This is a genomic window from Modestobacter sp. SSW1-42 (assembly GCF_046635825.1).
Lineage (GTDB): Bacteria > Actinomycetota > Actinomycetes > Mycobacteriales > Geodermatophilaceae > Modestobacter.
In genome coordinates this window covers 255,758-281,674 of record NZ_JBISCA010000003.1, presented here as the reverse complement: position 1 = coordinate 281,674, position 25,917 = coordinate 255,758, and the positions used below count along the sequence as shown (strand labels likewise).

General features: G+C 74.0%; 26 protein-coding genes. 8 read left to right on the top strand and 18 right to left on the bottom strand.

Annotated features, from left to right (window positions below; all coding sequences use genetic code 11):
• Positions 1-26 precede the first annotated feature (26 nt).
• Both ACGBYP_RS11590 and ACGBYP_RS11585 read right to left on the bottom strand, forming a co-directional pair.
• A complete protein-coding gene (locus tag ACGBYP_RS11590) occupies positions 27-1,013 on the bottom strand; it encodes a lysophospholipid acyltransferase family protein (protein WP_411584170.1) in 987 nt (328 codons plus the stop codon).
• Positions 1,010-1,786, bottom strand: coding sequence for a glycerophosphodiester phosphodiesterase (locus ACGBYP_RS11585; protein WP_411584168.1), 777 nt, complete (start codon positions 1,784-1,786; stop codon positions 1,010-1,012). The genes ACGBYP_RS11590 and ACGBYP_RS11585 overlap by 4 nt, the downstream gene beginning before the upstream one ends.
• A gap of 118 nt (positions 1,787-1,904) precedes the next feature.
• On the opposite strand from ACGBYP_RS11585, the gene ACGBYP_RS11580 reads away from it, so the two are divergent.
• Entirely contained in the window at positions 1,905-2,303 is a 399-nt protein-coding gene (locus ACGBYP_RS11580) for a hypothetical protein (RefSeq protein ID WP_411584166.1), read from the top strand.
• An 82-nt stretch (positions 2,304-2,385) separates the two neighbouring features.
• Here ACGBYP_RS11580 and ACGBYP_RS11575 read toward each other — a convergent pair whose 3' ends face one another.
• From ACGBYP_RS11575 to ACGBYP_RS11565, 3 genes are all read right to left on the bottom strand, one after another.
• On the bottom strand, positions 2,386-2,658 hold the full coding sequence (locus ACGBYP_RS11575; RefSeq protein WP_411584164.1) for a hypothetical protein: 273 nt from the start codon (positions 2,656-2,658) through the stop codon (positions 2,386-2,388).
• A 545-nt stretch (positions 2,659-3,203) separates the two neighbouring features.
• On the bottom strand, positions 3,204-3,758 hold the full coding sequence (locus ACGBYP_RS11570) for an isochorismatase family protein (RefSeq protein ID WP_411584162.1): 555 nt from the start codon (positions 3,756-3,758) through the stop codon (positions 3,204-3,206).
• A gap of 167 nt (positions 3,759-3,925) precedes the next feature.
• Positions 3,926-4,486, bottom strand: coding sequence for a DinB family protein (locus tag ACGBYP_RS11565; protein WP_411584160.1), 561 nt, complete (start codon positions 4,484-4,486; stop codon positions 3,926-3,928).
• Positions 4,487-4,569: 83 nt separating this feature from the next.
• Between ACGBYP_RS11565 and ACGBYP_RS11560 the strand changes: the two genes are divergently transcribed.
• Positions 4,570-5,541 carry a helix-turn-helix transcriptional regulator gene (locus ACGBYP_RS11560; protein ID WP_411584158.1) on the top strand — a complete coding sequence of 324 codons (972 nt, stop codon included), beginning with the start codon at positions 4,570-4,572 and terminating at the stop codon, positions 5,539-5,541.
• A 566-nt stretch (positions 5,542-6,107) separates the two neighbouring features.
• Here the strand turns inward: ACGBYP_RS11560 and ACGBYP_RS11555 are convergent.
• Together ACGBYP_RS11555 and ACGBYP_RS11550 are read right to left on the bottom strand one after the other, a co-directional pair.
• Positions 6,108-6,905, bottom strand: a complete 798-nt coding sequence (locus ACGBYP_RS11555) for a hypothetical protein (RefSeq protein ID WP_411584156.1) — start codon at positions 6,903-6,905, stop codon at positions 6,108-6,110.
• Positions 6,902-7,810, bottom strand: a complete 909-nt coding sequence (locus ACGBYP_RS11550; protein ID WP_411584154.1) for an ABC transporter ATP-binding protein — start codon at positions 7,808-7,810, stop codon at positions 6,902-6,904. Before ACGBYP_RS11550 ends, ACGBYP_RS11555 begins: the two co-directional genes overlap by 4 nt.
• A 127-nt stretch (positions 7,811-7,937) precedes the next feature.
• Between ACGBYP_RS11550 and ACGBYP_RS11545 the strand changes: the two genes are divergently transcribed.
• Positions 7,938-9,002: a sensor histidine kinase gene (locus ACGBYP_RS11545; protein WP_411584152.1), complete on the top strand. Its 1,065-nt coding sequence runs from the start codon at positions 7,938-7,940 to the stop codon at positions 9,000-9,002.
• 5 nt (positions 9,003-9,007) lie between these two features.
• On the top strand, positions 9,008-9,679 hold the full coding sequence (locus ACGBYP_RS11540) for a response regulator transcription factor (RefSeq protein ID WP_411585223.1): 672 nt from the start codon (positions 9,008-9,010) through the stop codon (positions 9,677-9,679).
• A gap of 144 nt (positions 9,680-9,823) precedes the next feature.
• On the opposite strand, the gene ACGBYP_RS11535 is transcribed toward ACGBYP_RS11540, so the two are convergent.
• Complete coding sequence (locus ACGBYP_RS11535) at positions 9,824-10,387, bottom strand: antibiotic biosynthesis monooxygenase (protein WP_411584151.1); 564 nt, start codon at positions 10,385-10,387, stop codon at positions 9,824-9,826.
• 145 nt (positions 10,388-10,532) lie between these two features.
• On the opposite strand from ACGBYP_RS11535, the gene ACGBYP_RS11530 reads away from it, so the two are divergent.
• Complete coding sequence (locus tag ACGBYP_RS11530; RefSeq protein WP_411584149.1) at positions 10,533-11,237, top strand: M50 family metallopeptidase; 705 nt, start codon at positions 10,533-10,535, stop codon at positions 11,235-11,237.
• 118 nt (positions 11,238-11,355) lie between these two features.
• Here the strand turns inward: ACGBYP_RS11530 and ACGBYP_RS11525 are convergent, their stop codons facing one another.
• From ACGBYP_RS11525 to ACGBYP_RS11495, 7 genes are all read right to left on the bottom strand, one after another.
• Entirely contained in the window at positions 11,356-12,240 is an 885-nt protein-coding gene (locus tag ACGBYP_RS11525) for an NAD(P)-dependent oxidoreductase (RefSeq protein ID WP_411584147.1), read from the bottom strand.
• Positions 12,237-12,884 (bottom strand): DAK2 domain-containing protein, encoded by a 648-nt coding sequence (locus tag ACGBYP_RS11520; RefSeq protein ID WP_411584145.1) that lies wholly within the window; start codon positions 12,882-12,884, stop codon positions 12,237-12,239. Before ACGBYP_RS11520 ends, ACGBYP_RS11525 begins: the two co-directional genes overlap by 4 nt.
• 2 nt (positions 12,885-12,886) lie before the next feature.
• Positions 12,887-13,900, bottom strand: coding sequence for a dihydroxyacetone kinase subunit DhaK (locus tag ACGBYP_RS11515; RefSeq protein WP_411584143.1), 1,014 nt, complete (start codon positions 13,898-13,900; stop codon positions 12,887-12,889).
• Positions 13,901-13,941: 41 nt separating this feature from the next.
• Positions 13,942-15,030, bottom strand: coding sequence for an ABC transporter permease (locus tag ACGBYP_RS11510; protein ID WP_411584141.1), 1,089 nt, complete (start codon positions 15,028-15,030; stop codon positions 13,942-13,944).
• Positions 15,027-16,097 (bottom strand): ABC transporter permease, encoded by a 1,071-nt coding sequence (locus ACGBYP_RS11505; protein ID WP_411584139.1) that lies wholly within the window; start codon positions 16,095-16,097, stop codon positions 15,027-15,029. Before ACGBYP_RS11505 ends, ACGBYP_RS11510 begins: the two co-directional genes overlap by 4 nt.
• Positions 16,094-17,608: a sugar ABC transporter ATP-binding protein gene (locus tag ACGBYP_RS11500; RefSeq protein WP_411584137.1), complete on the bottom strand. Its 1,515-nt coding sequence runs from the start codon at positions 17,606-17,608 to the stop codon at positions 16,094-16,096. Before ACGBYP_RS11500 ends, ACGBYP_RS11505 begins: the two co-directional genes overlap by 4 nt.
• A gap of 75 nt (positions 17,609-17,683) precedes the next feature.
• Positions 17,684-18,724 (bottom strand): autoinducer 2 ABC transporter substrate-binding protein, encoded by a 1,041-nt coding sequence (locus ACGBYP_RS11495; RefSeq protein ID WP_411584136.1) that lies wholly within the window; start codon positions 18,722-18,724, stop codon positions 17,684-17,686.
• Positions 18,725-18,952: 228 nt separating this feature from the next.
• Between ACGBYP_RS11495 and ACGBYP_RS11490 the strand changes: the two genes are divergently transcribed.
• Entirely contained in the window at positions 18,953-19,708 is a 756-nt protein-coding gene (locus tag ACGBYP_RS11490; protein WP_411584135.1) for a DeoR/GlpR family DNA-binding transcription regulator, read from the top strand.
• Between the two features lie 173 nt (positions 19,709-19,881).
• Here ACGBYP_RS11490 and ACGBYP_RS11485 read toward each other — a convergent pair whose 3' ends face one another.
• Together ACGBYP_RS11485 and ACGBYP_RS11480 are read right to left on the bottom strand one after the other, a co-directional pair.
• Positions 19,882-22,254 (bottom strand): glycoside hydrolase family 65 protein, encoded by a 2,373-nt coding sequence (locus ACGBYP_RS11485; RefSeq protein WP_411584133.1) that lies wholly within the window; start codon positions 22,252-22,254, stop codon positions 19,882-19,884.
• Entirely contained in the window at positions 22,251-22,982 is a 732-nt protein-coding gene (locus ACGBYP_RS11480) for an HAD family hydrolase (protein ID WP_411584131.1), read from the bottom strand. Before ACGBYP_RS11480 ends, ACGBYP_RS11485 begins: the two co-directional genes overlap by 4 nt.
• A gap of 371 nt (positions 22,983-23,353) precedes the next feature.
• Here ACGBYP_RS11480 and ACGBYP_RS11475 point away from each other — a divergent pair, with 371 nt between their 5' ends.
• Positions 23,354-23,893, top strand: coding sequence for a YbhB/YbcL family Raf kinase inhibitor-like protein (locus ACGBYP_RS11475; protein WP_411584129.1), 540 nt, complete (start codon positions 23,354-23,356; stop codon positions 23,891-23,893).
• 46 nt (positions 23,894-23,939) lie between these two features.
• Here ACGBYP_RS11475 and ACGBYP_RS11470 read toward each other — a convergent pair whose 3' ends face one another.
• On the bottom strand, positions 23,940-24,770 hold the full coding sequence (locus ACGBYP_RS11470) for a GNAT family N-acetyltransferase (protein ID WP_411584127.1): 831 nt from the start codon (positions 24,768-24,770) through the stop codon (positions 23,940-23,942).
• A 92-nt stretch (positions 24,771-24,862) separates the two neighbouring features.
• Here ACGBYP_RS11470 and coaA point away from each other — a divergent pair, with 92 nt between their 5' ends.
• Complete coding sequence (gene coaA, locus ACGBYP_RS11465; RefSeq protein WP_411584125.1) at positions 24,863-25,825, top strand: type I pantothenate kinase; 963 nt, start codon at positions 24,863-24,865, stop codon at positions 25,823-25,825.
• The last annotated feature ends 92 nt before the right edge of the window (positions 25,826-25,917 follow it).

Genomic DNA, 25,917 nt, shown 5'->3' with positions numbered 1-25,917 from the left:
GCACCACGCGGTCACGGCACCGGCCGTCACGGCACCTCCGGCGGGACGACGCCTCCCGGGAACGCCGCCCGCGCGGTCGTGGGCCGGGTGGGGTCGGCGTGGGCGATCCGGTCGGTGGGCTCACCGGCCCGCAGCGGGGCCAGCCCGCGGGTGAGCGCGGCGTCGATGCGGATGCGGGCCCGGTTGGCGTCGCCGAGCCGGCCCGGCCGCAGGTCGGAGAAGTCGACCGGCGGGCCGATGTGCACCCGCAGCGCCGGCTGCCGCCACAGCGCGGTGAGCAGGGTGCGGACCTTGCCCCACCCCAACCCGTACTGCACGACCTCGTGGGCGCCCCACTGGCTCACCGGGACCACCGGGACGCCGGCGGCCAGCGCCATCCGGGCCATCCCGGTGCGGCCGCGCTCGGGCCACCCGTCGCCGGTCAGCCCGACCCGCCCCTCGGGGTAGGCGACCACGTGCCCGCCGGCGGCCAGGGCCACCTCGGTGACCAGGACGGCGTGCCCGGCGAGCTCGGTGCCCCGCTCGACCCGGATGCACCCGCTGCGCTCGAGCAGCGCCCCGACGACGGGGAAGGCCATGACGCCGCTCTTGACCAGGAACCGCGGACGCACCCCGGCCCGGTACAGCGCGACACCGACGAGGAACGGGTCGAAGTCGCCGACGTGGTTGACCGCCAGCAGCAGCGGACCGTCGCGCAGCTCGGCCGGGACGCCCCCGGTGACTTGCAGCCGGCCGAACGCCAGCGGGACCCACGCCAGCCGGCCCAGCGCGAACCGCCAGAACCACCACGTCGGCGCCACGGCCACCGCGAGCTCCCGGGCGAACCACTCCGGGTCCGCGGGGCCCACGCGGTCGGCCAGCTCCGGCGGCAGCGGCGGGGCCGGGGGCCGCCAGGCGCGCAGCCGGCCGACCAGCCCCGTCGTCCGCGCGTCCGTCGTCCGTGCTGCCGTGGGCCCTGCTCCCGTGGTCGCCGCTCCTGTGGTCGCTGCTCCCGTGGGCGCGGCGGCGCTCACGCGCCGGTCCACTGGCCGCGGGACACCAGGAGGTCGCGCAGCATCGCCGGCCGGTCGGTCATCACCCCGTCGACGCCCAGGTCGAGCATCTCGGTGGCCTCGGCCTCGCTGTCGACGGTCCAGACGTGCACCTGCAGGCTGCGGGCGTGCGCGGCGGCGATGAACCGCTCGTCGACCAGCGGCCGGCCACCCAGGGCCAGCGGCACCTGCGCGCAGCCGGCCTGGATGCGCACCAGCCCGGCCGCGCGGGGGGAGTAGGAGGACAGCCGCAGCGCCGCCACCCCCTTGGGGCCCAGCGAGGTGCAGACGTCGGGGCCGAAGACCCGGCGGGCCGCGGCGATGCGGGCATCGGAGAACGAGCCCAGGCAGATCCGGTCCTCGACCCGCAGCCGGCGCACGGTGCGCACCAGCGGCGCGAGCACCCCGGCGGCCTTGATGTCGAGGTTGAACCGCACGTCCGGCCAGGCACCGAACAGGTCCTCCAGCCGGATGATCGGCTCGCGGCCGCCGATCAGCGCCGTCTGCAGTTCCCGCCACGGCATCGACTCGACCCGGCCGGTGCGGTCGGTGACCCGGTCCAGCGTGGCGTCGTGGAACACCACGAGCTCGCCGTCGGAGGTCACCCGGACGTCGGTCTCCAGGTACCGGTAGCCGAGGGCGACGCACGCCTCGAACGCCGGCAGGGTGTTCTCCAGGTGCTCGATGGCCCCACCGCGGTGCGCCATCGCCACCGGGGTCGGGCCGTCGAGGAATGCGTAACGCGGGCCCGGCACACCACCACGCTAGTGCCGGGCGATCGTCCGGGCGGAACGGGTGCTCACAGCCGGGTCCGCCGGGGGCTGTGGCGTGTCCGTTCCGTTCCTGTCGTACCGGGCGTCTACCGTCGCTGCCGTGGCTGTAGAGCACGAGGCCGAGGCCCGCCCGGCCGCCCGGACCCGACGCACCCAGGGCGAGGAGCGCCGCTGTGGCTGGTGCCGCAGTGTCCTGCCCGCCCAGGAATCGGTCGGCCGCCCGCGGCTGTACTGCGGACAGGCGTGCCGTCAGCGGGCGTACGAGCAGCGGTCGGCGACGGCGAAGGCAGGGTTGTCCGACGACGTGGTGCTGGTGACCCGCGCCGAGCTCGACGGCCTGCAGGACAGGCTGTACCAGCTGCGCTGCGCCATCGAGGACGTGCAGACCGTGCTGTCGGAGAAGCCGACCAAGGCCGAGCTGGAGAAGTCGCTGAACGAGCTGGTCCGGTCGACCGGGCGGCTCGACCGGCTCTGGCTGAACGGCAGGTCCGCCGGCTGAGCAGGTCCATCCGTCACCTGACGTAATGAGTCAGGTGAGGGCGGACCCGCAGGGGGAGGGGCGGCAGGACCGCCCCTCCGGATCAGCCGTCCGAGCTGTTGTCCCCGCCGTTGTTGCCGTCGTCGTTGCCGGACTCGTTCTCGTCGCCGTTCTCGCTGTCGTTGTTGCGAGGAACGCCGCCCTGCGAGGTTCCGGCCGGGTCACTGCCTCCGGTGTTGGCGGTCTCGTTGTCGCTGCTGTCGCCGTCGTTGCGCTCCGTGCCACCACCGGCTGGACTGCAGGCGGTCATCGTGGCCGGTCCACCGACCAGAGCCAGCGCGACGAACAGGGCTGCCACCGGGCGTCGGATGTTCATGACCCGACCCTACGAAGGGTTGGCCGTCCGCGCTCCCTGAGAGCACCGATTACCCGGCCATTACGTCAGAGTGACGTAACTGGGTGGTTGTCGGTGGAGCGGGGGTGGGGTGGTCACGGACGTCCCGGGCGGTCCGCCGGGTCGGGCCAGCGACATCCGGCAGGTCGGACCGACACGGTCCGGGCCGTCGTCGATCATCTCGGCGCGAGGCCGTCAGGACCGGTGATGACCCAGTGGTGGCCCGGTGACGACCCGACGTCCGGAACCGACCCGGTTGATCGAGCGCGCCCGCCGGGTCGGGCACCAGGTGGCGCGCGTCGCGCGACATCGGTCGACGACGCGTACATCAGGACGACCGACCGGGCGCCATGTCGACGTGTCGAGCTGTCGGTCGTCGGCGACGCCATGACCGCACCGCACCCGGTCGTCCGACACGGCCGGCGATGACCCCGATCGACCCCTCCGGTCAGCCCCGTCCGGTGCGCCGATAATCGACATTATGTCAAGTAGCGGTGAGAGGGACCGCTCGCGGCGCCCTCCCCGGGTCATCCGGTGAACGTCACGTCCTTCGTCCCGACGACGCCCGCCGTGCGTCCGGGTGCGGCCTGGAAGCGCCAGTACAGGTTGGTGTGCGCGATGACCTGGTCGACCGGCGGAGCGCCCCATGCGGACTTGTCACCGGCGGTGTGCGCGTCGCCGACCAGGGTCACGTCGTAGCCCCGGGTGAAGCCGCCGTGGATGGTCGACCGGATGCAGGCGTCGGACTCGGCGCCGGCGACCACCAGGTGCCCGACGCCGGCCGCGGCCAGCACGTCCTCGAGGTCGGTGCCCTCGAACGAGTCGCCGTAGGACTTGTGCACCAGCGGCTCGGACTCCCGGCGCACCAGCTCGGGCACGTACTGCCACGCGTCGCTGCCCCGCGGCAGTTCCTCGTCGGAGTGCGCCACCCACACGACCGGCGTCCCCGTTTCGCGGGCCCGGTCGACCAGGGCGCTGATGTGGGCGACGACGGTGTCGCGCTGGTGCGCGTCGCCGACCACGCCCTGCTGGACGTCGACGACGACGAGGGCGGTGTTCGGACGATCGGTCAGCGTGGTCATGGCGACTCCCCTGCTGGTCGGACGGGCCGGGACGACGTCCGTGACGTTACTGCCGCCCACCGACGGATCCGAGCGGTCTCGGCCGCTCCGGACGTCCCCGCCGGACGTCGATCCCTCCCCTCCCGCCCGGCGCGCCCTTCGTGGTCACACTGCGTCACGCTCTCCGGTCAGCCCATCGTCTTCTGGCCGTCGAGGGTCTCGCGGAGGACGTCGGCGTGGCCGGCGTGCTGGGCGGTCTCGGCGATCACGTGCAGCAGGGTCCGACGCGCCGACTGGCGGGCGCCGGGGGTGAACCAGGGCGCCTCGGGCAGCAGGTGGTCGACGTCCAGGCTGGGCAGGGTGCGCACCAGCTCGTCGGTCCGGGCGGCGACCGCGGCGTACTCGTCGAGGACGCCGGCGAGGGTCTCCTCGGGCAGCAGGTGGTGCTCGTCGGCCCAGCGCTCGGCCATCTGCGGATCGGTCCAGTCGGCCGTCGGGAAGGCGGCGGCGCCCCGGACCATGAAGTCGGCCCAGGCCGCCTCGGTCGCGGACACGTGCTTGACGATGCCGCCGAGGCACAGCTCGCTGACCGTGGGCCGCAGCCTCGCCTGCTCGTCGGTCAGCCCTTGGACGGTGTAGCGGAGGAAGAACCGGTGCCGGGCCAGGCTGTCCAGCAGGTCGGCGCGCTCCCGGTCCCGCGGTGCGGCGTCCGCGGTCGTGGTGACGTCGTGGCTCTCGGTGCTGGTCATGGGGACCACCTCTCCATCGGTACCAATGACCGTAGGGGCCATTGCGGTCATTTCCTGTCCTGTACATGCGGCAGACTGGCCACGTGGCCAACACCAGTTCCCGGACGCTCCGGCTGCTGTCCCTGTTGCAGAGCCAGCGGTACTGGCCCGGAGCCGAGCTGGCCGAGCGCCTGGGCGTCTCCGGGCGCACGCTGCGCCGCGACATCGAGCGGCTGCGGGAGCTCGGCTACCCGGTGGCGGCCAGCCGTGGGGTCGACGGCGGCTACCAGCTCACCCATGGCGTCTCGCTGCCGCCGCTGGTGCTCGACGACGACGAGGCGGTCGCCCTGGCCGTGGGTCTGCGGTCGGCGACGCACTCGTCGGTGACCGGCATGGCGGAGGCATCGGTGCAGGCGTTGACCAAGGTCGTCCAGGTCATGCCCCAGCGGCTGCGCCGGCGGGTGGAGGCGTTACAGGCCGTCACCGTCCCGGCCGCCTGGGGCGAAGCCGGCACCGAGCCGGTCGACCCGCTGGCGCTCACCAGCGTCGCCCAGTGCTGCCGGGACGCCGAGCGGCTCACCTTCGACTACGTCGCCTCCGACGGCGCACCCAGTGACCGGCACGTCGAGCCCTACCGGCTGGTGCCCGTCGGGCAGCGGTGGTACCTGGTCGCCTACGACCTCGGGCGCGGCGACTGGCGCACCTTCCGGCTCGACCGCCTGGCGTCGGCCGCAGGCACCGGTCAGCACTTCGCACCGCGCCGGCTGCCCGCAGCCGACGCCGCCACCTTCGTCCTGGCCGGCCTGGAGGGTCGGCGCGACCCGTACCGGGTGCAGGTGCTCGTGGCCGCGCCCGCCGCCGAGGTCGTCGCCCGCGTGGGCCGCTGGGGCACCGTCACCGCGCTCTCCCCCACCGACTGCCGGCTCGAGATGACCGCGGACGACCTGAGCTGGCCGGCCATGGCCCTGGGCTCCCTCGGGCACGAGTTCACCGTGCAGTGCCCGCCTGAGCTGCTGGAGCTGCTGGACAGCTGGGCGGCGCTCTACTCGCGGGCCGTCACCCGGACCACCGGCTGAGCCCGACCAGGGGACGACCACCCGCCGGTCGCCCCCTGGTTGTTGGCGCTGGCCTTCCTGTGTTGTTCGAGGATGTTTTTTGTTGGGGATAACGGACGTGAGCAGGAGCCGGCCCCACTCAGGACATCGGCAGGCCTGCGGTCGACGCTGACGTACCAGCTCCGGTGCACACACCGGGCCGCACACCGGCTGCTGAGGGTGCCCGGGATGCGTGCACCCCGGGCACCCCTCCGGTCAGGCGCTGCGGTCGGCCGGGCCGCTCGGCTGACCGCCCGGCCGACTGCCACGTCGACTCCTCGCTCCCCCGGCGCACCGACGACCCGTCCCGCGCCGTAGCCCGAGGACGTCGTCCCTGTGACGGAACGACCATCGGACCGCGGGGGCTCCGCCGAGCGCAGCACCCCGCGGTCCGGCCGACCCGCTCGCCGACGTCCCCGCTCCCCCGATCGGTGCTGCGTCTTCCGTTGCACGAAGAGCGACCCGGCTGTTGGGGATAACGGACGACCACAGGACGAGCTCCCGGGGTCGGCCGGCGACGTCGGCCGACCCCGGGAGTGTCGGTGACGTCAGGAGATCTCCGCGCGCCGGATGCGGAGCCAGCCGAGCACCATCGGGAGGGCCAGCCACAGCGCGGTCGAGGTGGCCAGCTGCAGCCAGCCCTGGGCGTCCAGCGCACCGTCGAACATCGGGGCCGTGGCCGTGGAGAGGTCCAGCCAGTCGGCCACCCAGCGCAGCGCCCCCACCGTGCTGACCACGATCGTGAAGACCGTCGGCAGCACGAAGTACAGGACGATGGCCAGCGGCGAGCTCAGCAGCAGCATGCCGAACGCCACCCCGGACAGCACCGACACGACCTGGAACAGCGCGACCTGGCCGACCTGGGCCGCGCTCACGCTCCAGTCCGCCCCGGCGTCGGTGGCCAGCGGGGTGAGCAGGACGGCCACGACCGAGACGGCGGACGTCGCGACCACCCCCAGGACGGCGAGCGCGGAGGCTGCCAGCACCTTGGCGGTCAGGACCCGGGAGCGCCGCGGCACCAGCGTGAAGGTGGTCATCGCCGTCCGCTGCGACCACTCGCTGGTCACCAGCAGGATCCCGAGCACCGGCAGGAGGACGGCGATCGGCAGCTGGGCCATCGCCAGGTGGTGCGACAGACTGGTGGGCCCGTCACCGAGCAGCAGCACCAGCGCGACCACGGCCACCACGGCCAGCGCGATGACCGCCAGCAGCCAGCGGCCGGCCCGGGTGTCGCAGGACTTGCGCAGCTCGACCCGGGTGAGCCGGAGCAGCGACGGCGGCTCGAGCGGTGCGGGCGGGCCCCCGGGGCGGGTGGTGGGGCGGTCAGCGGTCGTCACGGCGCTCATGCCGCCACCGCCTGCAGGGTGGCGCCGTCGGGGGAACCGGTCAGCGCGCGGAAGAGCTCCTCGAGGCCCTCTCCTCCGGCCGGCCGCAGCTCGGTCAGCACCGCGCCCGCGGCGGCCGCGGCCTGCCCGACGGCCAGCGGGTCGGCGTCGGCGACCAGCGCGTCGTCGTCCCCCGGTGACACGGCGATCGCCGCCGTCCGCAGGGCACGTTCGAGCACCGCCCGGTCCGGGCCGCGGACGACGGTCCCGCGCCGGCCCAGCAGCTCGACCTTGCTGCCCTGCGCTGCGATCCGGCCGCCGGCGATGACGACCAGCTGGTCGGCCACCGCCTCGACCTCGCGCAGCAGGTGGGAGCTCAGCAGCACGGTGCCGCCGCGGTCGGCGAAGCCACGCAGCAGCCCGCGCATCCACCAGATGCCCTCGGGGTCCAGCCCGTTGGCCGGCTCGTCGAGGACCAGCACCTCCGGGTCGCCGAGCAGTGCTGCGGCCAGGCCCAGGCGCTGGCGCATGCCGAGGGAGTAGCTGCCGACCCGGGTACCGGCCGGGCGCCCGGCCAGCCCGACCTGGCCCAGCGCCTCGTCGACCCGGCCGGCGTCCACGCCGAGCACCAGCGCGCCGAGGGTCAGCACCTCCCGTCCGGTGCGGCCGGAGTGCTGCGCACCGGCGTCGAGCAGGACGCCCACCTGCCGGCCGGGACTGGGCAGGTCGCGGACGGCGCGGCCGCCGATGGTCGCCGTCCCGCTGGTGGGCCGGGTCAGCCCGACCAGGGACCGCAGGGTCGTGGACTTGCCCGCCCCGTTGGGGCCGAGGAAGCCGGTCACGGTGCCCGGCGGGCAGCTGAAGGAGACGTCGGAGACGACGGTCCGGGTCCCGTAGCGCTTGGTCAGGTGCTCGATGCTGATCATGCCGACGAGCCTGGCCGCCGGGCGTGGCCCCGCACATCGCCCAGGGGTCGCCGCCGCGGGTCACCTCGGTCGACGGCGCGTGGGCCGGGAGTCGGCGCGACCCCCTATGGTCCTGGTGGGCGTCACGGTGAGCGAGCCGGACCCGCCGCCGGCGCCGCTGGTGTTCGCCGACGTCGTGTTCGGCGGCGCCGCCAGCCTGGCGCTGTGGTGGCGCCGGGAGTGGCCGGTGGGGGTGGCCCTGCTGCTGGCGCTGGTCGGCTGCTTCTCCGAGATGGTCGCCCCCGCCGCCCTGATCGCCCTGTTCTCCGTCGCGGTGCACCGCAGGATGCCCGTCGTGCTGGCCGTCGCCGCCGTCAACCTGGTCGGCAGCGCGGTCTTCGCGGTGCTGCGGCCCGTCGAGGACCTCTCCTTCGTCTGGGTCACCGCCTTCGGCCTGCTCGTGACGGCGGCCGTCGTGGCCTGGGGCATGTTCACCCGGGCCCGGCGGGAGCTGGTGGTGTCGCTGCGGGAGCGGGCGGTGCGGGCCGAGACCGAGCAGGTGCTGCGGGTCGAGCAGGCCCGGCACACCGAGCGCACCCGGATCGCCCGGGAGATGCACGACGTGCTGGCCCACCGGCTCTCGCTGCTGAGCATGCACGCCGGGGCGCTGGAGTTCCGGCCCGACGCCCCACCCGCCGAGGTCGCCGCGGCCGCCGGCGTGGTGCGGGCCAGCGCCCGGCAGGCGCTGGAGGACCTGCGGGAGGTGATCGGGGTGCTCCGCGAGTCCCCCGACGAGGACGGGCAGACCCGCCCGCAGCCCGGGCTGGCCGACGTCCCTGCCCTGGTCGAGGAGAGCCGGGCGGCCGGGCTGCGGGTGCGGGCCGGGTACGGGGTGGCCGAACTCGCCGCCGCCCCGTCGGTGACCGGCCGGACCGCCTACCGGGTGGTGCAGGAGGCGCTGACCAACGTCCGCAAGCACGCGCCCGGCACGGTGGCCACCGTCGAGCTGACCGGCGGCCCGGGCGCCGGACTGACCGTCGACGTCCGCAACCCCGCCCCCGCCGGCGGGGCGCACCGCGACGTCCTGCCCGGGGCCGGCACGGGCCTGGTCGGGCTGCTGGAGCGGGTCACCCTGGCCGGCGGCGGGCTCGCGCACGGCTGGACGACGGACGGGGAGTTCCGGCTGACCGCGACCCTGCCGTGGCCGGCGTGACCGGCGTGACCGGTCCGGTGCGGGTGCTCGTGGTCGACGACGACGCCCTGGTGCGCTCGGCGCTGGGCATGGTCCTCGGCGGTGCGGCGGGCCTGGAGCTGGTCGGTGAGGCCGCCGACGGCGCCGAGGTGCCCGCGGCGGTGCAGCGCACCCGGCCCGACGTCGTCCTGATGGACATCCGGATGCCGCGCACCGACGGGCTGACCGCCACCGAGGAGCTGATGGGCTCCCCGGACGCCCCGGCGGTGATCGTGCTGACCACCTTCGACGCCGACGACCAGGTGCTGCGGGCCCTGCGCGCGGGCGCCAGCGGGTTCCTGCTCAAGGACACCCCGCCGGCGGCGATCGTGGACGCCGTCCGGCGGGTCGCCGACGGGGAGCCGATGCTGTCGCCGACCGTGACCCGCCGGCTGATCGCGCACGTCTCGGCGGCGGCCCCGGTGCTCCCGGGTGAGGGGCGGGAGCACCGGGCCCGCGCCCGGCTGGCCGGGCTGAGCGAGCGCGAGCGGGAGGTCGCCCTGGCCGTGGGGCGCGGGCTGTCGAACGCCCAGATCGGCGCGGAGCTGTACCTGAGCGTGGCGACGGTCAAGGCGCACGTGTCCCGGCTGATGGTCAAGCTGGACCTGGCCAACCGGGTGCAGGTCGCCCTGCTCGTGCACGACGCCGACCTGGTCTGAAGACGGCACCGGGCCGCAGGAAGGGGCCTCCCCTCCCCCTCGGTGCTGTTTCTTCCCTTCCTCGTCCGGCGGTGCGGCTATTGGGGATAACGGACGGTGGACGGACGTGCGGAGCCGCCACGGACGGCGCGGCCCCGCGTCCGGCTAGAGCCGGCGGTCGCGCCAGCGGCGGCCCTGGAGCCACCAGCTCAGCCGCCGGGTCATCCACGGCAGCAGCAGGTAGGTCATCACCGGCGTGAGGGTCAGCGTCATGACCGCCACCCGCAGGACGACGTCGGTCTCGGCGAGCAGCGCGCCCAGGGTGACCGTGGCCAGCAGGTTGAGCGGGAAGAAGACCAGCCAGATGGTGACGGCCTGCTTCCACCGCGGTGGGGCGGCCGGTGGCGCCGGCAGCTCGGTCGCGGCGTCGGCCGGGGCGTCGAACCAGCCCTCGATGCCGGTGCGCCGCTCGGTGCGGGTCACCTCCGCCAGCCCCTGGGCCGAGCCGAGCCACCAGCGGCGCTCGGAGCTCGCCTCCCAGGCGGCGAGCGTGGCCGGCGAGGAGAAGCGGCACAGCATGTGCCACTCGTCCGCGCCGTGCCGGGGACGGACCCAGCCGCCCCCCAGGAAGCCGGGGAAACCCTCGGCCATCGTCAGCCCCGCCCGGATCCAGGCGGTCATCTCCACCGCGTGCGCCGGGTCGGCGCGCCGCGTGAACGAGACGGTCACCGGCAGTTCCGGGGTCTCCGGTACTGCGGGTGCCGGTGCAGCACTCTCCATGGGGCACAGCATCGCGTCCACTGGATGGGACGCAGCGCGCGGGCCCCCGCGCGCCGCCGGGCCGGCACACGGCGGTCTGGTCATGATCGGGCACATGGCGCCTCTCGACCGGTTCTGGACCCAGGTCAGCGCCACCTCTCCCCCACCGGCGGGCTGGGCGCTGGGGCTGTCGGCGGCGCTGGCGGCGCTGCTGGTGCTGTCGCCGACCCTGTGGCGGTCGGCCCGGCACGCGGTCACGATCGCCCACGAGGGCGCGCACGGCCTCGCCGCGCTGGTGACCGGGCGCCGGCTGGCGGGCATCCGGCTGCACTCGGACACCTCCGGGGTGACCGTGTCCTCGGGGCGGCCCACCGGTCCGGGGATGGTGCTCACCGCGGCGGCGGGCTACACCGGCCCGGGGCTGTTCGGGCTGGGTGCGGCGGCGCTGCTGGCCGCCGGGTACGCCGTCGGGCTGCTGTGGGCGCTGCTCGCCCTGCTGGCGCTGCTGCTGGTGCAGATCCGCAACTGGTACGGGCTGTGGTCGGTGCTGGTCACCGGCGCGCTGGTGTTCGCCGCGACGTGGTGGGCGCCGCCGATGCTGCAGGCCGCGTTCGCGCACGTCGTGACCTGGTTCCTGCTGCTGGCCGCCCCGCGCACCGTGCTGGAGCTGCAGCGCTCCCGTCGGCGCGGCACCGCGCGGGACTCCGACGCCGACCAGCTCGCCCGGCTCACCCGGCTGCCCGGGCTGGTCTGGGTGGGCCTGTTCCTGCTGGTGGACGGCGGTGCGCTCGTCCTCGGGACGGCCTGGCTGGTCGCCTGACCCGTGGCCTGCCGGCCGGCGTCCGCCGCGGCGTCCGTGTCCCCCGGCCGGCGGGCCCGGGAGCCCGGCGGACGGTCCGGGCCGCCGCCCCCGACGGGACGGCGGCCCGGACGCGTTCCTACGCGGTCGGCAGCTCGACGCCGGCCCGCTCGGCGATGACCTTGATCAGCGCGGAGGCGTTCTCGTTGCCGTAGCCGCGCTCGACGGCGGTCACCAGCGTCTCCTCGACCAGGTCGGTCGCCGGCACCGGGGCGCCGACGGTCGAGGCGAGGTCCTGGATGAGCCGGGCGTCCTTGAGCATCAGGTCCAGCGCGAAGGACGGCGAGTAGTCACCGACCAGCACCGAGGCCCCGACGCCGTCGAAGATCGGGGACCGGAAGTCGGTCACCGACACGACGTCGAGCACCCGGGCCAGGTCCAGGCCCGCGGCCCGGGCCAGGGTGAGGGCGTCGCCGAGGGCCTGCAGCTGCGCGGCGACGAGCAGGTTGCCGACCAGCTTCATCCGCGCCCCCGAGCCGCCGGCGCCCAGGTGGTGCACGGTCTCGCTGAGCGCCTCGAGCACGGGCCGGACGCGGTCGAGCACGGCGGCCTCACCGCCGACGACGATCCACAGGCCACCGGCGGCGGCCTCGCCCTTGGAGCCGAACACCGGGGCGTCGAGGAAGGGGACGCCGCGCTCGGCGAAGGCGGCGGTCTCCCGGTCCGAGAGCCCGACGCTGATCGTGGAGAGGTCGGCGACGACGGTGTCGGTGCCCACGCTCTCCAGGACCCCACCGGGGGCGAAGACCACGGCCTCGACCGCGGCGTCGTCGGCGAGGCAGTACAGGACGACGTCCCGGCCGGCCACGGCCTCGGCGATGCTGCCGGCGACCGTCACCCCGTCGAGGTCCGCGGCCCGCTCGGGGTTGCGGTTCCAGACGGTCACGTCGTGGCCGGCCTGGACGAGGTTTCCGACCATGCCGCGGCCCATGGTGCCCAGGCCGAGGAAGGCGATGCTGGTCATGCGTGGTCTCCGCTCATCGATGTCGCGCCGGCCACGTTGGCCGCACGCCAGGACTGCAGGTAGCGCCAGAACGCGGTCGCGCCCGGGTCCTGCAGCCCGATGCTGCGTTCCTGCAACCAGGAGGCGCGCCCCCGGCGCGACTGCAGGTCCCGGGTCTCCACGACCGCGCGCTCGGCGCCCTCGATCGCGGCGTCCAGGGCGGCCCCGGCCTCGCCTCCGACATCCAGGGCGTCGGCGGCGGGCATGATCGCGTCCAGGATGGTCTTGTCGCCCAGCTCGGTCTTGCCCCGCTGGCCGATGTTGGCCCCGCCGGCCCGGATGAACCGGGCGGCCGCGGCCACGTCGACCTCGGTGGTGTCGGCCCAGGTCTTGGACCCGGCCAGCAGCCCGCCGGCGACCAGCGCCGCCATGGTCGAGGGGTTGGCGTTGGCGAAGGCCTTGGCGCAGGCCTTGGCGATCTCGGCCGGGGTCGCCTCGTCGGGCAGCTCCTCCAGCGCGGCGATGACCGCGGTGGCGCCGAGGGAGACGGTGATGCCCAGGTCGCCGTCGCCGAGGGCCTGGTCGAGGTCGCGCAGCTCGTCGGCGTAGCGGACCAGCTCGGTCAGGCTGCGGCGGATGGACTCGTTGAGCTCGGGAGCCAGCACGGTCAGACCTCCTGGAAGAACGGCGAGCGGGCGGGGGCGTTCAGCAGGTCGAGCCGGGCGTCGTCCAGGGCGAGCAGCGAGATCGAGGCGCCGGCCATCTCCAGGCTGGTCGCGTACTCCCCCACGTAGCTCTTGGCGATGGTGACGTCCAGGCCGGTGAGCACCTGGTGCACCCGGCGGAAGAGCACGTACAGCTCCTCCAGCGGGGTGGCGCCCATGCCGTTGACCAGGACCGCGACGCGGGCGCCGGCGGTGAGCCCCAGGTCGGCGACGAGCGCGCCGACGATGCGGTCGGCGATCTGGTCGGCGGTCTCCAGCGCGCCGCGGTGGATGCCGGGCTCGCCGTGGATGCCGATGCCGATCTCCATCTCCCCCTCGTCGAGGGTGAAGCTGGGCTGGGCGGTGGTGGGCAGGATCGTCGGGGACAGCCCGATGCCCATGGTGGCGGTGTGCTCCACCACGTCCTCGGCGATCGCGGCGACCGTGTCGAGGTCGTCGCCGCGCTCGGCGGCGGCGCCGGCGGCCTTGTAGGCGAAGAGGATGCCGGCCACGCCGCGCCGGTCGGCCTTGCGCTCCTTCGGCTGGCTGGCGACGTCGTCGCGGCCGACCACGGTGCGGGTGGTGATGTCCTCGAGCTCGGAGAGGTCGGCGGCGAGGTCGAAGTTGAAGACGTCGCCGCCGTAGTTGCCGTACAGGTAGAGGACGCCGGCGCCGCCGTCGACGGCCTTGGTCGCCTCGAACACCTGCTGGGAGCTCGGGGAGCTGAACACGTTGCCGATGGCCACGCCCGAGCACAGCCCCGTGCCCACGTAGCCCTTGAACAGCGGCAGGTGGCCGGAGCCGCCGCCGGTGACGATGCCGACCCGGCCGGGGGCGCCGGCGTCGGCGCGCACCAGCACGCGCAGGTCGTCGCCGGGGGTGCGCACCTGGTCGGGGTGGGCGAGCAGGATGCCCTCGATCATCTCGTCGACGAACGCCTCGGGGGTGTTGATGATCTTCTTCACGTCGGTGGTCACTTCCTTCAGGAGGTCGGGTGGAGGGGGCGGCGGGGACGGCGTCAGGCCGGGGTGGTGGCCTGCGTCGTCCCGGCTCTGCGCCCGGGGGGACGGCGTCGCCAGCGCACCTGGTCGATGACCATGACGGCGATGAGGATCGCCCCCTGCGCGATGGCGTACTGGTAGGACGACAGCCGGATGGCGGTGAACCCGCTGGCCACGATCTGCAGCGTGAGGGTCGCCAGGACCACACCGGTCACGGTGGCGAAGCCACCGTTGGGGTTGGTGCCGCCGAGCACCGCGATGACGATGACCAGCAGCACGTAGGACGCGCCGTAGTCGGCCGAGGCGGTGGGGTTGCGGGACAGGAACAGCACGCCGGCCAGTCCGCCGAGGGCCCCGGAGACCAGGTAGGTGCGCATCAGCACCTGCTTGCTGTCGATGCCCGAGTAGCGGGCCGCGACCGGGTTGGCGCCCTGCAGCTGCACCTTGCGGCCGATCGGCGTCCGGTTGACGATCACCGCGACCACGGCCCCGGTCACCAGCAGCACGATGAAGAGCACCGGCACGCCGGCGATGGCGGTCTGGCCCAGCGAGGTGAGGGAGTCCGGCGCCCCGTAGAGCACCGTGCCGCCGGTCCAGACCACGGCGATGCCGTTGAGGGCCTGCATCGTGCCCAGCGTGGCCAGGATCGGGGTGATGCCGACCCGGGACACCAGGAACCCGTTGACCAGGCCGCCGAGCAGCCCGACGCCGATGCCGGCGAGGACGAACAGCGGGGCCAGGCTCTGGGCCAGGGCCGGGTCGTTCGCCCCCACCGCGGTGAACAGGGTGGAGATGGTGATCGCCGAGAGGTTGGCGATCGACACCAGCGACAGGTCGATGCCGCCGGTGAGCATCGCCAGCATCATCGCCAGCGCCAGCACCCCGATCTCCGGGGAGGAGATGGCGATGTTCTGCAGGTTGATCGAGGACAGGAACACCCGCGGGTTGAGCACGGCGAAGAAGGCGAAGGCCACCACCACCAGCACGACCATGCGGGTGACGCTGCGGTCGGCCTGCAGCCGGCCCAGCCAGGAGCCCGGCCCGCGTCCCGGGTCGGTGGTGGTGGCGGCGGTGGCCCCACCGGGTGCCTGGTCGGTGCGGCTCATGCCGCCACCTCCTGGTGGTCGATGACGTTGGCGTGGACCTTGCGGGCCGAGCGCCGGGCCGCCAGCGCCTGCACCCCGACGCCGACGATCAGCAGCACACCGACGGCGGTGCGCTGCCAGGCGCTGGGGACCCCGGCCAGGATCAGGCTGTTGTTGATCACCTGGACCAGCAGGACGCCGAGCACCGTGCCCAGCACCGAGCCGCGGCCGCCGAAGATGGACGCACCGCCCAGGACGACGGCGGCGATGATGTCCAGCTCCCCGCCGACGAGGTCCTGCGGGTTGGCGCTGCGGCCCATGATCATGTGGAACATGCCGGCGGCCGCGGCCATCATGCCGACGAGGACGAACACCCAGACCTGGGTGCGCATCACCCGGATGCCGGCCCGGCGGGCGGCCTCCCGGTCCCCGCCGATGGCGTAGATGCTGCGGCCGAACATGGTCCGGCGCAGCACCCAGGCCAGCAGCAGCGCCAGCGCGATCGCCGGCAGCACCAGCACGTGCAGCTGCGCGCGGCCCTGCCCGGAGCCGATGACCAGCAGGTTGGTCGTCGACAGCCCGGCCATGGAGTCGGGCAGGTCGGCGATGAACCGGGCGCCGACGTAGGTGAGCAGGACGCCCTTGAAGATGCCCTGCGTGCCCAGGGTGACGATCAGCGTGGGCAGCCGGAACCGGGCGATGACCAGGCCGTTGACCAGCCCGAGCAGCGCGCCGATGACCAGGGCGAGCCCGAAGGCGCCGAGCACCCCCAGCGGCAGCGCGGTGCTGCCGGCGACCTTCACCGTCGTGTAGGCGGCGAAGACGGCGATCGCGGCGAAGGAGACGTCGATGCCGCCGGAGATGATCACCAGCAGGACGCCGAGGGCGAACACCAGCGGGACGATCGAGCCGCGCAGGATGCTGAAGCCGGTCGACAGGCTGAAGAACGCCGGGTTGGCGATCGACATCCCGACCACCAGCAGCAGCAGGACGACGGCCAGGACGCCCTCGTTGTTGCGGCCGCGGAAGCGGGCCAGCCCACCGGTGCCCGGCCCGCCGGGCCGCCCGTGGGACGAGGTGCCGCTCACGCCGCCACCCGCTCGCGGATCGTGTCGACGCTGATGCCGTCGCCCTCGAGGGTGGCGGCCAGGCGGCCCTGGCGGATGACCAGGACGCGGTGGCAGCTGGCGACGAGCTCGGGGGCGTCGTCGGAGATGACGATGACCCCCATGCCGTTGGCGGCCTCGGCCCGCAGGATGGCCAGGATTTCCTCCTTGGAGCCGACGTCGACGCCGACGGTGGGGCCGTTGAGCATCAGCACCTTCGGCTTGGTGGCCAGCCACTTGGCCAGCACCACGCGCTGGGCGTTGCCCCCGGACAGCGACCGCACGGGTGCGGCGACGTTGGGGGCCTTGATCCGCAGCCGGTCGAACAGCCCGCGGATGGTGGAGCGGGTGCCGGCCCGGTCCAGGGTGCGCCAGCGGGTCCGGTGGGCGTCCAGGGAGCCGGCGATCATGTTGTCGGCGATGGAGCGGTCCATGAACAACCCCTGGGACAGCCGGTCCTCGGGCACGTAGCCGATCCCGGCGCGGACGGCGTCCCGGATGGTGTGCAGCCGCACCTCCCGGCCGTCGACCCGCACCCTGCCGCGCTCGGCGGGCAGGACGCCGAACAGGGACTCGGCGATCTCGGTGCGGCCCGAGCCCAGCAGCCCGGTGACCCCGAGGACCTCGCCCTTGCGCAGGGTGAAGCTGATGCCCTCGTAGGCACCGGTCAGCCCCAGGTCGACCACCTCCAGGACCGGCGGCCCCTCGACCGGTACGAGCCCGACCGAGCGGGAGTCGTCGACGTCCCGCCCGGTCATGTGCCGGGCGATGGAGCGCGGGTCGAGGGTGGCGGCGTCGGCGGTGACGACGTGCCGGCCCGAGCGGAGCACGGTGACCCGCTGGGACACCTGGAGGACCTCGTCGAGCTTGTGAGAGACGAACACCAGCGCCACCCCGCGGTCGCGCAGCCGCTGGACGAGGGCGAAGAGCCGCTCGACCTCGGTGTGCGTGAGGGCGGTGGTGGGCTCGTCCATGACGATGACCCGGGCGTCGCTGACCAGCGCCCGGCAGATGGCGGTGAGCTGCTTGTCGGCCACCGACAGGGACTCCACGTCGGCGTCGAGGTCCAGGTCCAGACCCAGCTCGTCGACGATGGCCTGCGCGGCGGGCCGGGCGCCGGCCGGTGAGTACAGCCGCCGCCGGTCGGCGACGGCGGAGGTCAGGACGATGTTCTCGGCGACCGTGAGGTTCGGGAACAGCGAGAAGTCCTGGTAGATGACCTGGATGCCGGCCTTGATGGCCTGGGCCGGCTGCATCGCGGGGTGGCTGACCCCGTCGATGACGATCTCGCCGGAGTCCGGCCGCTCGACCCCGGAGATGACCTTGATGAGGGTGGACTTGCCGCAGCCGTTCTCCCCGGCCAGGCAGAGCACCTCACCGGGGAACAGGTCCAGGGAGACGCCGTTCAGGGCGGTCACGCCGCCGTAGGTCTTCACGATGTCGCGCACCTGCAGGACCGGCACCGACTCGCGTGGAGCAGGAGGGGTTGTCATGGGGCACCTTCCGGTGCCCGGTGCACGGCGGCGGGTCGTCCCGCCCGCCGGGCACCGGGGAGTCGCGGGACGGGGTCAGAAGTCGTACTGGGACGCGGTGCTGGCGTCGACGGAGACCGACGCGTCGCCGTAGAAGACGTTGTCGTACCCCTCGAGCTTCTTCAGGCTGTCGTAGCCCTCGATCCCCAGGTCGGTGCCCTCCTCGATCGTCCCGCCGGTGGCGAGGATGCGGGCGATCTCCAGCTGGGCCTCACCGGCCAGGGCCGGGTCCCAGAAGTAGATCTTGTCGATCGAGCCGGTGTCGAGGTACTTCTTGGCCGCCGAGGGGATCGAGGTGCCCATGACGCACACCTGGTCCTCCAGGCCGGCCTCCTCGATCGCGCGCGCGATGCCGGGGACGTCGTTGCCGGCCGAGCCCTGGAAGCCCTTGATGTCCGGGTACTTGGCCAAAACCTCCTTGGCCCGCTCGTAGGCGGCGTTCTCGTTGTCGGTGCTCTCGATCGGGTCCTCGACCCGCGTCATGTTCGGGAACGTCGTCTTCTGGTGCTCCTCGGCGGCGCCGACCCACTCCATGTGCGTCTTGGCGGTCAGGCCGCCCACGAACTGCACGTACTTGCCCTCCCCGCCCATGCAGGCGCCGAGGTCGTCCATGATCTGGGTGCCGTAGACGGCGTTGTCGAACGCCTCGATGTCGACGTCGACGTTCTCGATGCCGGTGGCCTCGTGCGAGACGACCTTGATGCCCTGGCTGCGCGCGGAGGCGAGCACGTTGCTCAGCGCCTCCGGCGAGTTCGGGACGACGGTGATCGCCGAGGGCCGCTGGGCGATGAGGTCCTGGATGATCTGGATCTGCTTCTCCGGGCTGACGTCGTCACCGCCCTCGACGCGGGCGTCGATCCCGGTGCGCTCGGCGTAGGTGTCCACACCCTCGGCCATCCGGTCGAACCACGCGATGCCGGTCAGCTTGACCACCGTGACCATCGTGAGGTCCTCCGGTGCGGTGCTGCCGCCCTCGGCCGCGGTGCCGGTGCTGCCGCCGCCGACCGAGCTGCACCCGGCCAGCAGTGCGACCGCCAGGCCCGAGGCCAGGACCCCTGCCGTTCCCCTGCGCGTCATTGCCACTCCTTCGTGTCGACCGCGGGTGCGCGTGGCGCCCGCGCGCCGGACAGCTCTGTCCGGCGGCTGCCTGAACGTAGCCCTGTTGCGAGCGTGTGTCGAGCACCACTCGGGCAAACACCGCGCAACATGCTGCGCGGTCATGCGCGATCCGGGTGGAGTTCTGCACGGACCGGTGCCGTTGGCACTGATAGCCTGCGGGCTCACAGCCGAGGGAGAGACGTGGTCATGGGTCGACGGGAGGACATCGTCGAACTGCTGCTCGACAGCGGGTTCCAGCGGGTGGGCGAGCTGTCCCGCCGCTTCGACGTGGACAGCTCGACCATCCGACGCGACCTGGAGAAGCTCGAGGCCGACGGCCTGGTGCAGCGCAGCCGCGGCGGCGCCTCCGCCGTCCGGGGCGGGGACGACGTACCGGTGCGCGGCACCGACGACTCGCACCGCGCGGAGAAGGACGCGATCGGCGCGGCGATGGCCGAGCGGATCCTCGAGGGGCAGACCATCCTGCTCGACGGCGGCACCACGACCCTGGCGGTCGCGCGGCACCTGCGGCACACCCGGCTGACCGTGGTCACCCACGACCTGTGCATCGGGCTGGAGGTGGCGCGCAAGCCGCGCATCAACCTGGTCTTCATCGGCGGCGAGCTGCTGCCCACCGGCTACGCGATGTGGGGGCCCACGTCGATCCAGCAGTTGGAGCACATGCGGGTCAACGTCGCGGTCTTCGGCGCCGGGACGGTGATGGACGACGGCATCTACGCCTCCTCCAGCTACGAGATCGAGCTCAAGCGCAAGATGCTGTCGATCGCCAGCGAGGCGTTCTTCGTCGCCGACAGCTCCAAGTTCGGCCGCGAGGCGCTGTTCCGGGTGTTCGACTTCGACCGGTTCACCGCCGGCATCACCGACGCCACCCTCGACCCGATGCGCGCCGCGCAGTTCCCGATCCCGCTCATCCGCGCCGGGCTGCGCGGTCAGGCCGACTGACCGCGCAGCGCCCGCTCAGCGCAGCGGCAGCGGCACGAACGCCGCGCGGCGCGGGGCGCCGTCGTGGCCGCTGGCCGGGGCGGCGAGCCCGGACAGCGGGCGTGCAGGCACCCACGCCACCCCCGCCGCGAGATCCGCGATCTCGTCGGCGCAGGGGGCGAGGGGGTCCTCCCTCAGTCGCTGGTGGGGCGGTTGCGGCGGCGCGGGGCGGCGTTGGGCGGTTGGTGCACCGGGGCCACCTCGGGTGCGGGCGGGATGACCAGCTCGACGCCGTCCTGGGCCACCTCGACCTCCTGGCCGTGGTGGTGGATGGTCAGCGGCTCGTCGCCGTAGACCAGCCGGTACCGGGCCTGCTCGGGGGTGACCGTCACCGACAGGCAGCGGCCCTGGAAGACCACCCGGAACCGCAGCCGGGAGATCCGCGGGGGCAGCCGCGGGGCGAAGGTCAGCGCACCCCCGTGGTCGCGCATGCCGCCGAAGCCGCCGACGGCGACCATCCAGCCACCGGCCAGCGAGGCGATGTGCAGCCCGTGCCCGGAGTTGCCGTGCAGGTTCTGCAGGTCGGTCAGCGCCGCCTCGCCCCAGTAGTCGTGGGCCAGCTGCAGGTGGCCGGTCTCGGCGGCCATGACCGCCTGCACCGCCGCCGAGAGCGACGAGTCGCGCACGGTGCGCGCCTCGTAGTAGGCGAAGTCGGCGATCTTCTCCTCGAGGGTGAAGGCGTCCCCGCGCAGGTGCAGGGCCATCACCAGGTCGGCCTGCTTGACGACCTGCTTCCGGTAGATGTCGAAGTAGGGGAAGTTGAGCAGCAGCGGGTACTGCTCGGGCCGGGTGCCGGCGAAGTCCCACTCCTCGTGGTGGGTGAAGCCCTCGGACTGCTCGTGCACGCCCAGCTCGGCGTTGTAGGGCACCCGCATGGCCTCCGCGGCGCGCGACCACCGGTCGACCTCGTCGTCGGCCACCTGCAGCCGCACCGCCGTGTCGGGGTTGCGGCCCACCGCGGCGACGGCCTCACGGAGGTTCCGCTGCGCCATGAGGTTGGTGTAGACGTTGTTGTCGACCACGGCGGTGTACTCGTCGGGCCCGGTGACGCCGTCGATCCGGAAGTTCTGCGTGCCGTCGAAGTGCCCCAGCGAGCTCCACAGCCGCGCGGTCTCCACGAGCAGCTCGGTGCCGTAGTCGCGGTCGAAGACCTCGTCGCGGGTGGCCGCGGTGTAGCGGACCACGGCGTCGGCGATGTCGGCGTTGATGTGGAACGCCGCCGTCCCGGCCGGCCAGTACCCGGAGGTCTCCTCGCCGCGGATGGTGCGCCACGGGAAGGCCGCGCCGTCGAAACCGAGCACCCGGGCCCGGTCGCGGGCCTGGTCGAGGATGGAGTGCCGCCACAGCAGCGCGTCGCGCACCGCCTGCGGTGCGGTGTAGGTGAGCACCGGCAGCACGTAGGTCTCGGTGTCCCAGAAGGTGTGGCCGTCGTACCCGTCGCCGGTGAGCCCCTTGGCCGGGATCGGCTGGCGCTCGGCGCGCAGCCCGGCCTGCAGGACGTGGAACATGCCCACCCGCACGGCCTGCTGCAGCTCGGCGTCGCCCTCGATCTCGACGTCGGCCTCGTCCCAGTGCTGGTCCAGCAGCTCGCGCTGCTCGCGCAGCAGCCGGTCCCAGCCGGCGAGCTTCGCCGTCGCCAGCGAGCCCTCCACCTGGTCGCGCACAGCGGCGGCCGAGCGCCGGCTGGACCAGCCGTAGGCCAGGTACTTGACCAGCCGCAGCTTCGACCCGGCCGGCAGCCGGGCGGCGAGGGTGTAGCGGGCCAGGTCGGGGCTGATCTCCAGGTCCTCCGACGCGGAGTCCGGGATCTGCACCTCGTGGTCCATGCCGGCGGCCATGCGCAGCCGGCTGCGCCGGGTCTGGTGCACCAGGACGGCGTGCCGGCCCCGGCCCACGTGCAGCTCGGACTCCAGCGGCCGGTCCATGGCCGAGGCCGCGCGCGGGTCGTCGGACTGGGTGGTGGAGACCGCCTCGTTGGCCAGCAGGTCCGACTGCAGCGCGATGTAGAGGTCGCCGGCGTCGTCGGTGCACTCCACCTGGTACTCGATGGCCGCGATCGACCGGCGGGTGAGCGAGACCAGCCGGGTACTGGTGATCCGCACCTGCCGGCCGCTGGGCGAGCGCCACTCGGTGGTGCGGCGCAGCACGCCGTCGCGCAGGTCCAGGGTGCGGCGGTGGTCGATCAGGTCGCCGTACTGCAGGTCCAGCGGCGAGTCCCCGACCAGCAGCCGGATGATCTTGCCGTCGGTGACGTTGACGACCGTCTGTCCCTGCTCCGGGAAGCCGTAGCCGGCTTCGGCGTAGGGCAGCGGCCGCTCCTCGAAGAAGCCGTTGAGATAGGTGCCCGGGACGACGGTGGGCTCGCCCTCCTCGAACGTCCCGCGCATCCCGATGTGCCCGTTGGCCAGGGCGAAGACCGACTCGTTGACCCCCAGCGAGGCCAGGTCCAGCCCGATCGCGGTCAGCGACCAGGGCTCGACGACGAAGTGTGCGCGCCCCTCGGTCACTGCCCGTCCTCCAGCAGCTCGTCCAGGTCCTGGACCACGACGTCGGCGCCGTGCTCGCGCAGCGCCTCGGCCTGGCCGACCCGGTCGACCCCGACGACGAAGCCGAAGTCCCCTGCCCGACCGGCCTCGACGCCGGACAGCGCGTCCTCGTACACGGCGCACTGCGCGGGCTCCATGCCCAGCGCCCGCGCCCCGGCCAGGAACGGGTCCGGCGCCGGCTTGCCGCGCAGCCCCTGCGCCGCGGCGACCAGGCCGTCGACGCGGGCGTCGATCAGGTCGGCGAACCCGGCGACGCCGATGACGTGCTCGCCGTTGGCCGAGGCGGTCACCACCGCGGTGGCCAGGCCCGCGTCCTTGGCCGCGCGCAGGTAGCGCATCGAGCCCTCGTAGACCTGGACACCGTGCTCCTCGAGCTCGGCCAGGACCTGCTGGTTCTTGCGGGTCGCCACCCCGGCGACGGTCGCGGCGTCGGCCGGGTCGTCGTCACTGCCCTCGGGCAGGACGATGCCCCGGCTGGCCAGGAAGTCGCGGACGCCGTCCTTGCGCGGCTTGCCGTCGACGTAGCGGTTGTAGTCGTCGCCGCTGAACTCGGCCGCCGACGGGTCCTGATCCCGGAGGAACGCGTCGAAGGTGCGCTTCCAGGCAGCCTGGTGCACCTTCGCGGTCTGGGTCAGGACCCCGTCGAGGTCGAACAGGCAGGCCCGGATGTCTTCGGGGAGTCCCAGCACGGGCGCCACGGTACGGCGCGCGCTCGACCGGCACGTGTCCAGTCCTCTCCGGCCCACCGCTCCCGGACCCCCGCCCCCCGCGGTCGGTGCGGTCCCTCGCCCGGGCCGGTCCCGCGGGGTCTCCCCCGGGTCGGGGACGACGGGTGGGCGCCGCGGCGCCTGTGTTGGGGATAACGGCGCAACGGTCGCGGTGGCCCCACCGGCGGGGTCCGGGCCGCCGTGGTGCGGCCGGTCGCCCTCGGGGGGTGAGCCGGCGGTCCGCCGTCCGGCCGGGGGCGACCGGGCGGGGCACCGCCGACCTGCCTAGGGTCGGCGGCAGCCGTCTCCCGCCGTCCGTGGTGGGAGGCCACCCGACCCGAGGAGGACCCGGCATGGCCGGTCGACCGACCCCGCCCAACCCCTACGACTTCCTCCCCCCGGTGCCGTCGTTCCAGCTCACCAGCGCCGACATCACCGACGGCGAGGTGCTCGCCGCGCCGCACACCAGCGGGGCGATGGGCGTCCCCGGCGGTGAGGACCGCTCCCCGCAGCTGTCCTGGTCCGGGTTCCCCGAGGGCACCCGCGGCTTCGCCGTCACCGTCTACGACCCCGACGCCCCCACCACCAGCGGCTTCTGGCACTGGGCGGTGACCGGCATCCCGGTCTCGGTCACCGAGCTGCCCAGCGGCGCGTCCCAGGGCGGGCTGCCCGAGGGCGCCGTCCAGTTGCGCAACGACGCCGGGTTCGCCGGCTTCGTGGGCGCGGCCCCGCCGGCCGGGCACGGTCCGCACCGCTACTACGTGGTCGTGCACGCCCTGGACACCGACGACCTGGGCGTGCCGGCCGAGGCGACCCCCGCGTACCTGGGGTTCAACCTCTTCGGCCACACCCTGGCCCGCGCCACCATCGTCGCGACCTTCTCGGTCGACTGACGCCCACCCGGCGGGGGCGGGGTGCTCCCCTCCCCCGCCGGGCCGGTCAGCGCTCGGCGAGGCAGCTGGTGGCGACCCGGGCGAAGCCGGCGCGCTCGTACACCCGGGCCACGTCGTCGTCGCCGGCGGAGAGGAACACCAGGTCCGCGGTCTGCCGGGCGTGCTCGACCAGCGCCGAGGTGAGCCCGGCGCCCAGGCCGCGGCCACGGAAGCGCGGCAGGGTGGCCACGCCCACGACCTCGCTGATCTCGGTGCCGTCGACGTCGACCGGCTGGTGCGAGCCGATGGCGACCGGCTGACCGTCCTCGACCGCCACCATCATCACCGTGCGGCCCGACGCCACGCGCTCGCGCAGCACCTCGGTGGGCGGCACCTCCTCGGGGCCCGGGTCGCCCAGGGCCACGTCGGGCACCCCGGTGCGCCGCTCGGCACCGACCGGGACGGCGACCGGCCCGGGGTGGGCGAAGGCCAGCGCGGCCAGCCGCTGGTACAGCGCCAGCTTCGGGTCGTCGGCGCCGACGAGGTAGAGCCGGACCCCGGTGGGCAGCAGCACGCTCAGCGGGTCGTCGGCGACCAGCAGCGGCAGCTCGTCGACGGCCAGCCCCGCCGAGCGGGCGACGCCGGCCAGCCCGCGGCAGCGGTCACCCAGCCACTCCAGGGACGCCGGCAGCCCGGCCCGCTCCTGCAGCTCGACCGCGGCCCGGACGTCGGCCAGGGTGACCTCCCCCTCCGCGCCGGGGACCGGGCGGGCCGGGAAGGGCCACTCCGGCGGGCCGATCGGGACCTCCAGGGCGCCGACCCGGTGCACCTGGGCCTCCGGCAGCGGCGCGAGAGCGAAGTAACGCTCGATCCGGTCGAGCAGCCGGGGCGACGACACGCCCAGGACCCTAGACGCCCCTCCCCGCCAGGTGGGCCGTCAGCCGCCCCGGGACCACCCGGTCGGGGGGCCGGCGGCGGGCAGACGGCACCATGAACGCCGTGACGGCCGGAACGCGAGCGCAGGTCTCGCCCTTCACCGCGTTCGACCGCGAGTCCTGGCGGGCGCTGGCCGCGGGGGGCGAGCTGCCGCTGAGCAGCGCCGACGTCCGGGCGATGGCCAGCTTCGGCGACCGGATCGACCTCGACGAGGTGGCCACGGTCTACCTGCCACTGGCCCGGCTGCTGCACCTGCACGTCAGCGCCAGCCGGCGGCTGTGGGCCGAGCAGACCCGGTTCCTGGGTGCCCGCACCGAGAAGGTGCCCTTCGTGATCGGGGTGGCCGGCAGCGTCGCGGTCGGCAAGAGCACCACCTCGCGGCTGCTGCAGGCCCTGCTGGCCGCCGCCCCCGACACCCCGCGGGTCGACCTGGTCACCACCGACGGGTTCCTGCTGCCCAACGCCGAACTGGAGTCACGCGGGCTGCTGGGCCGCAAGGGCTTCCCCGAGAGCTACGACCGGCGGTCGCTGCTGCGCTTCCTGGCCGACGTGAAGTCCGGCCGCCCGGAGGTCAGCGCGCCGCTGTACTCCCACCAGTCCTACGACGTCCTGCCCGGGGAGCGCCAGGTCGTCGACCGCCCCGACGTGCTCGTGCTGGAGGGGCTCAACGTCCTGCAGGCCGGTGGGAGCGGCGACGGGCGGGTGCCGGAGGTGTTCCTGTCGGACTTCTTCGACTTCTCCGTCTACGTCGACGCCACCGAGGCCGACATCTCCCGCTGGTACGTCGAGCGGTTCCTGGCGCTGCGGCGCACCGCCTTCCAGGACACCAGCGCCTACTTCCACCGCTTCGCCGACCTCACCGACGAGGAGGCGACCACGACCGCCCGGGGCATCTGGACGGCGGTCAACGAGCCCAACCTGCGCCGCAACATCGCCCCGACCCGGTCCCGGGCGAAGCTGGTGCTGCAGAAGTCCGCCGACCACTCGGTGCGGCGGGTCCTGCTCCGCAAGCTCTAGGAGGACCCCGTCGCCCCGGCCCAGTCCCGCGGCTCGCCCCGAGCTCGCGAGGGGTGAGGAGGACGGGGTCCTTCGTCTCCCGGCGGGGCGCT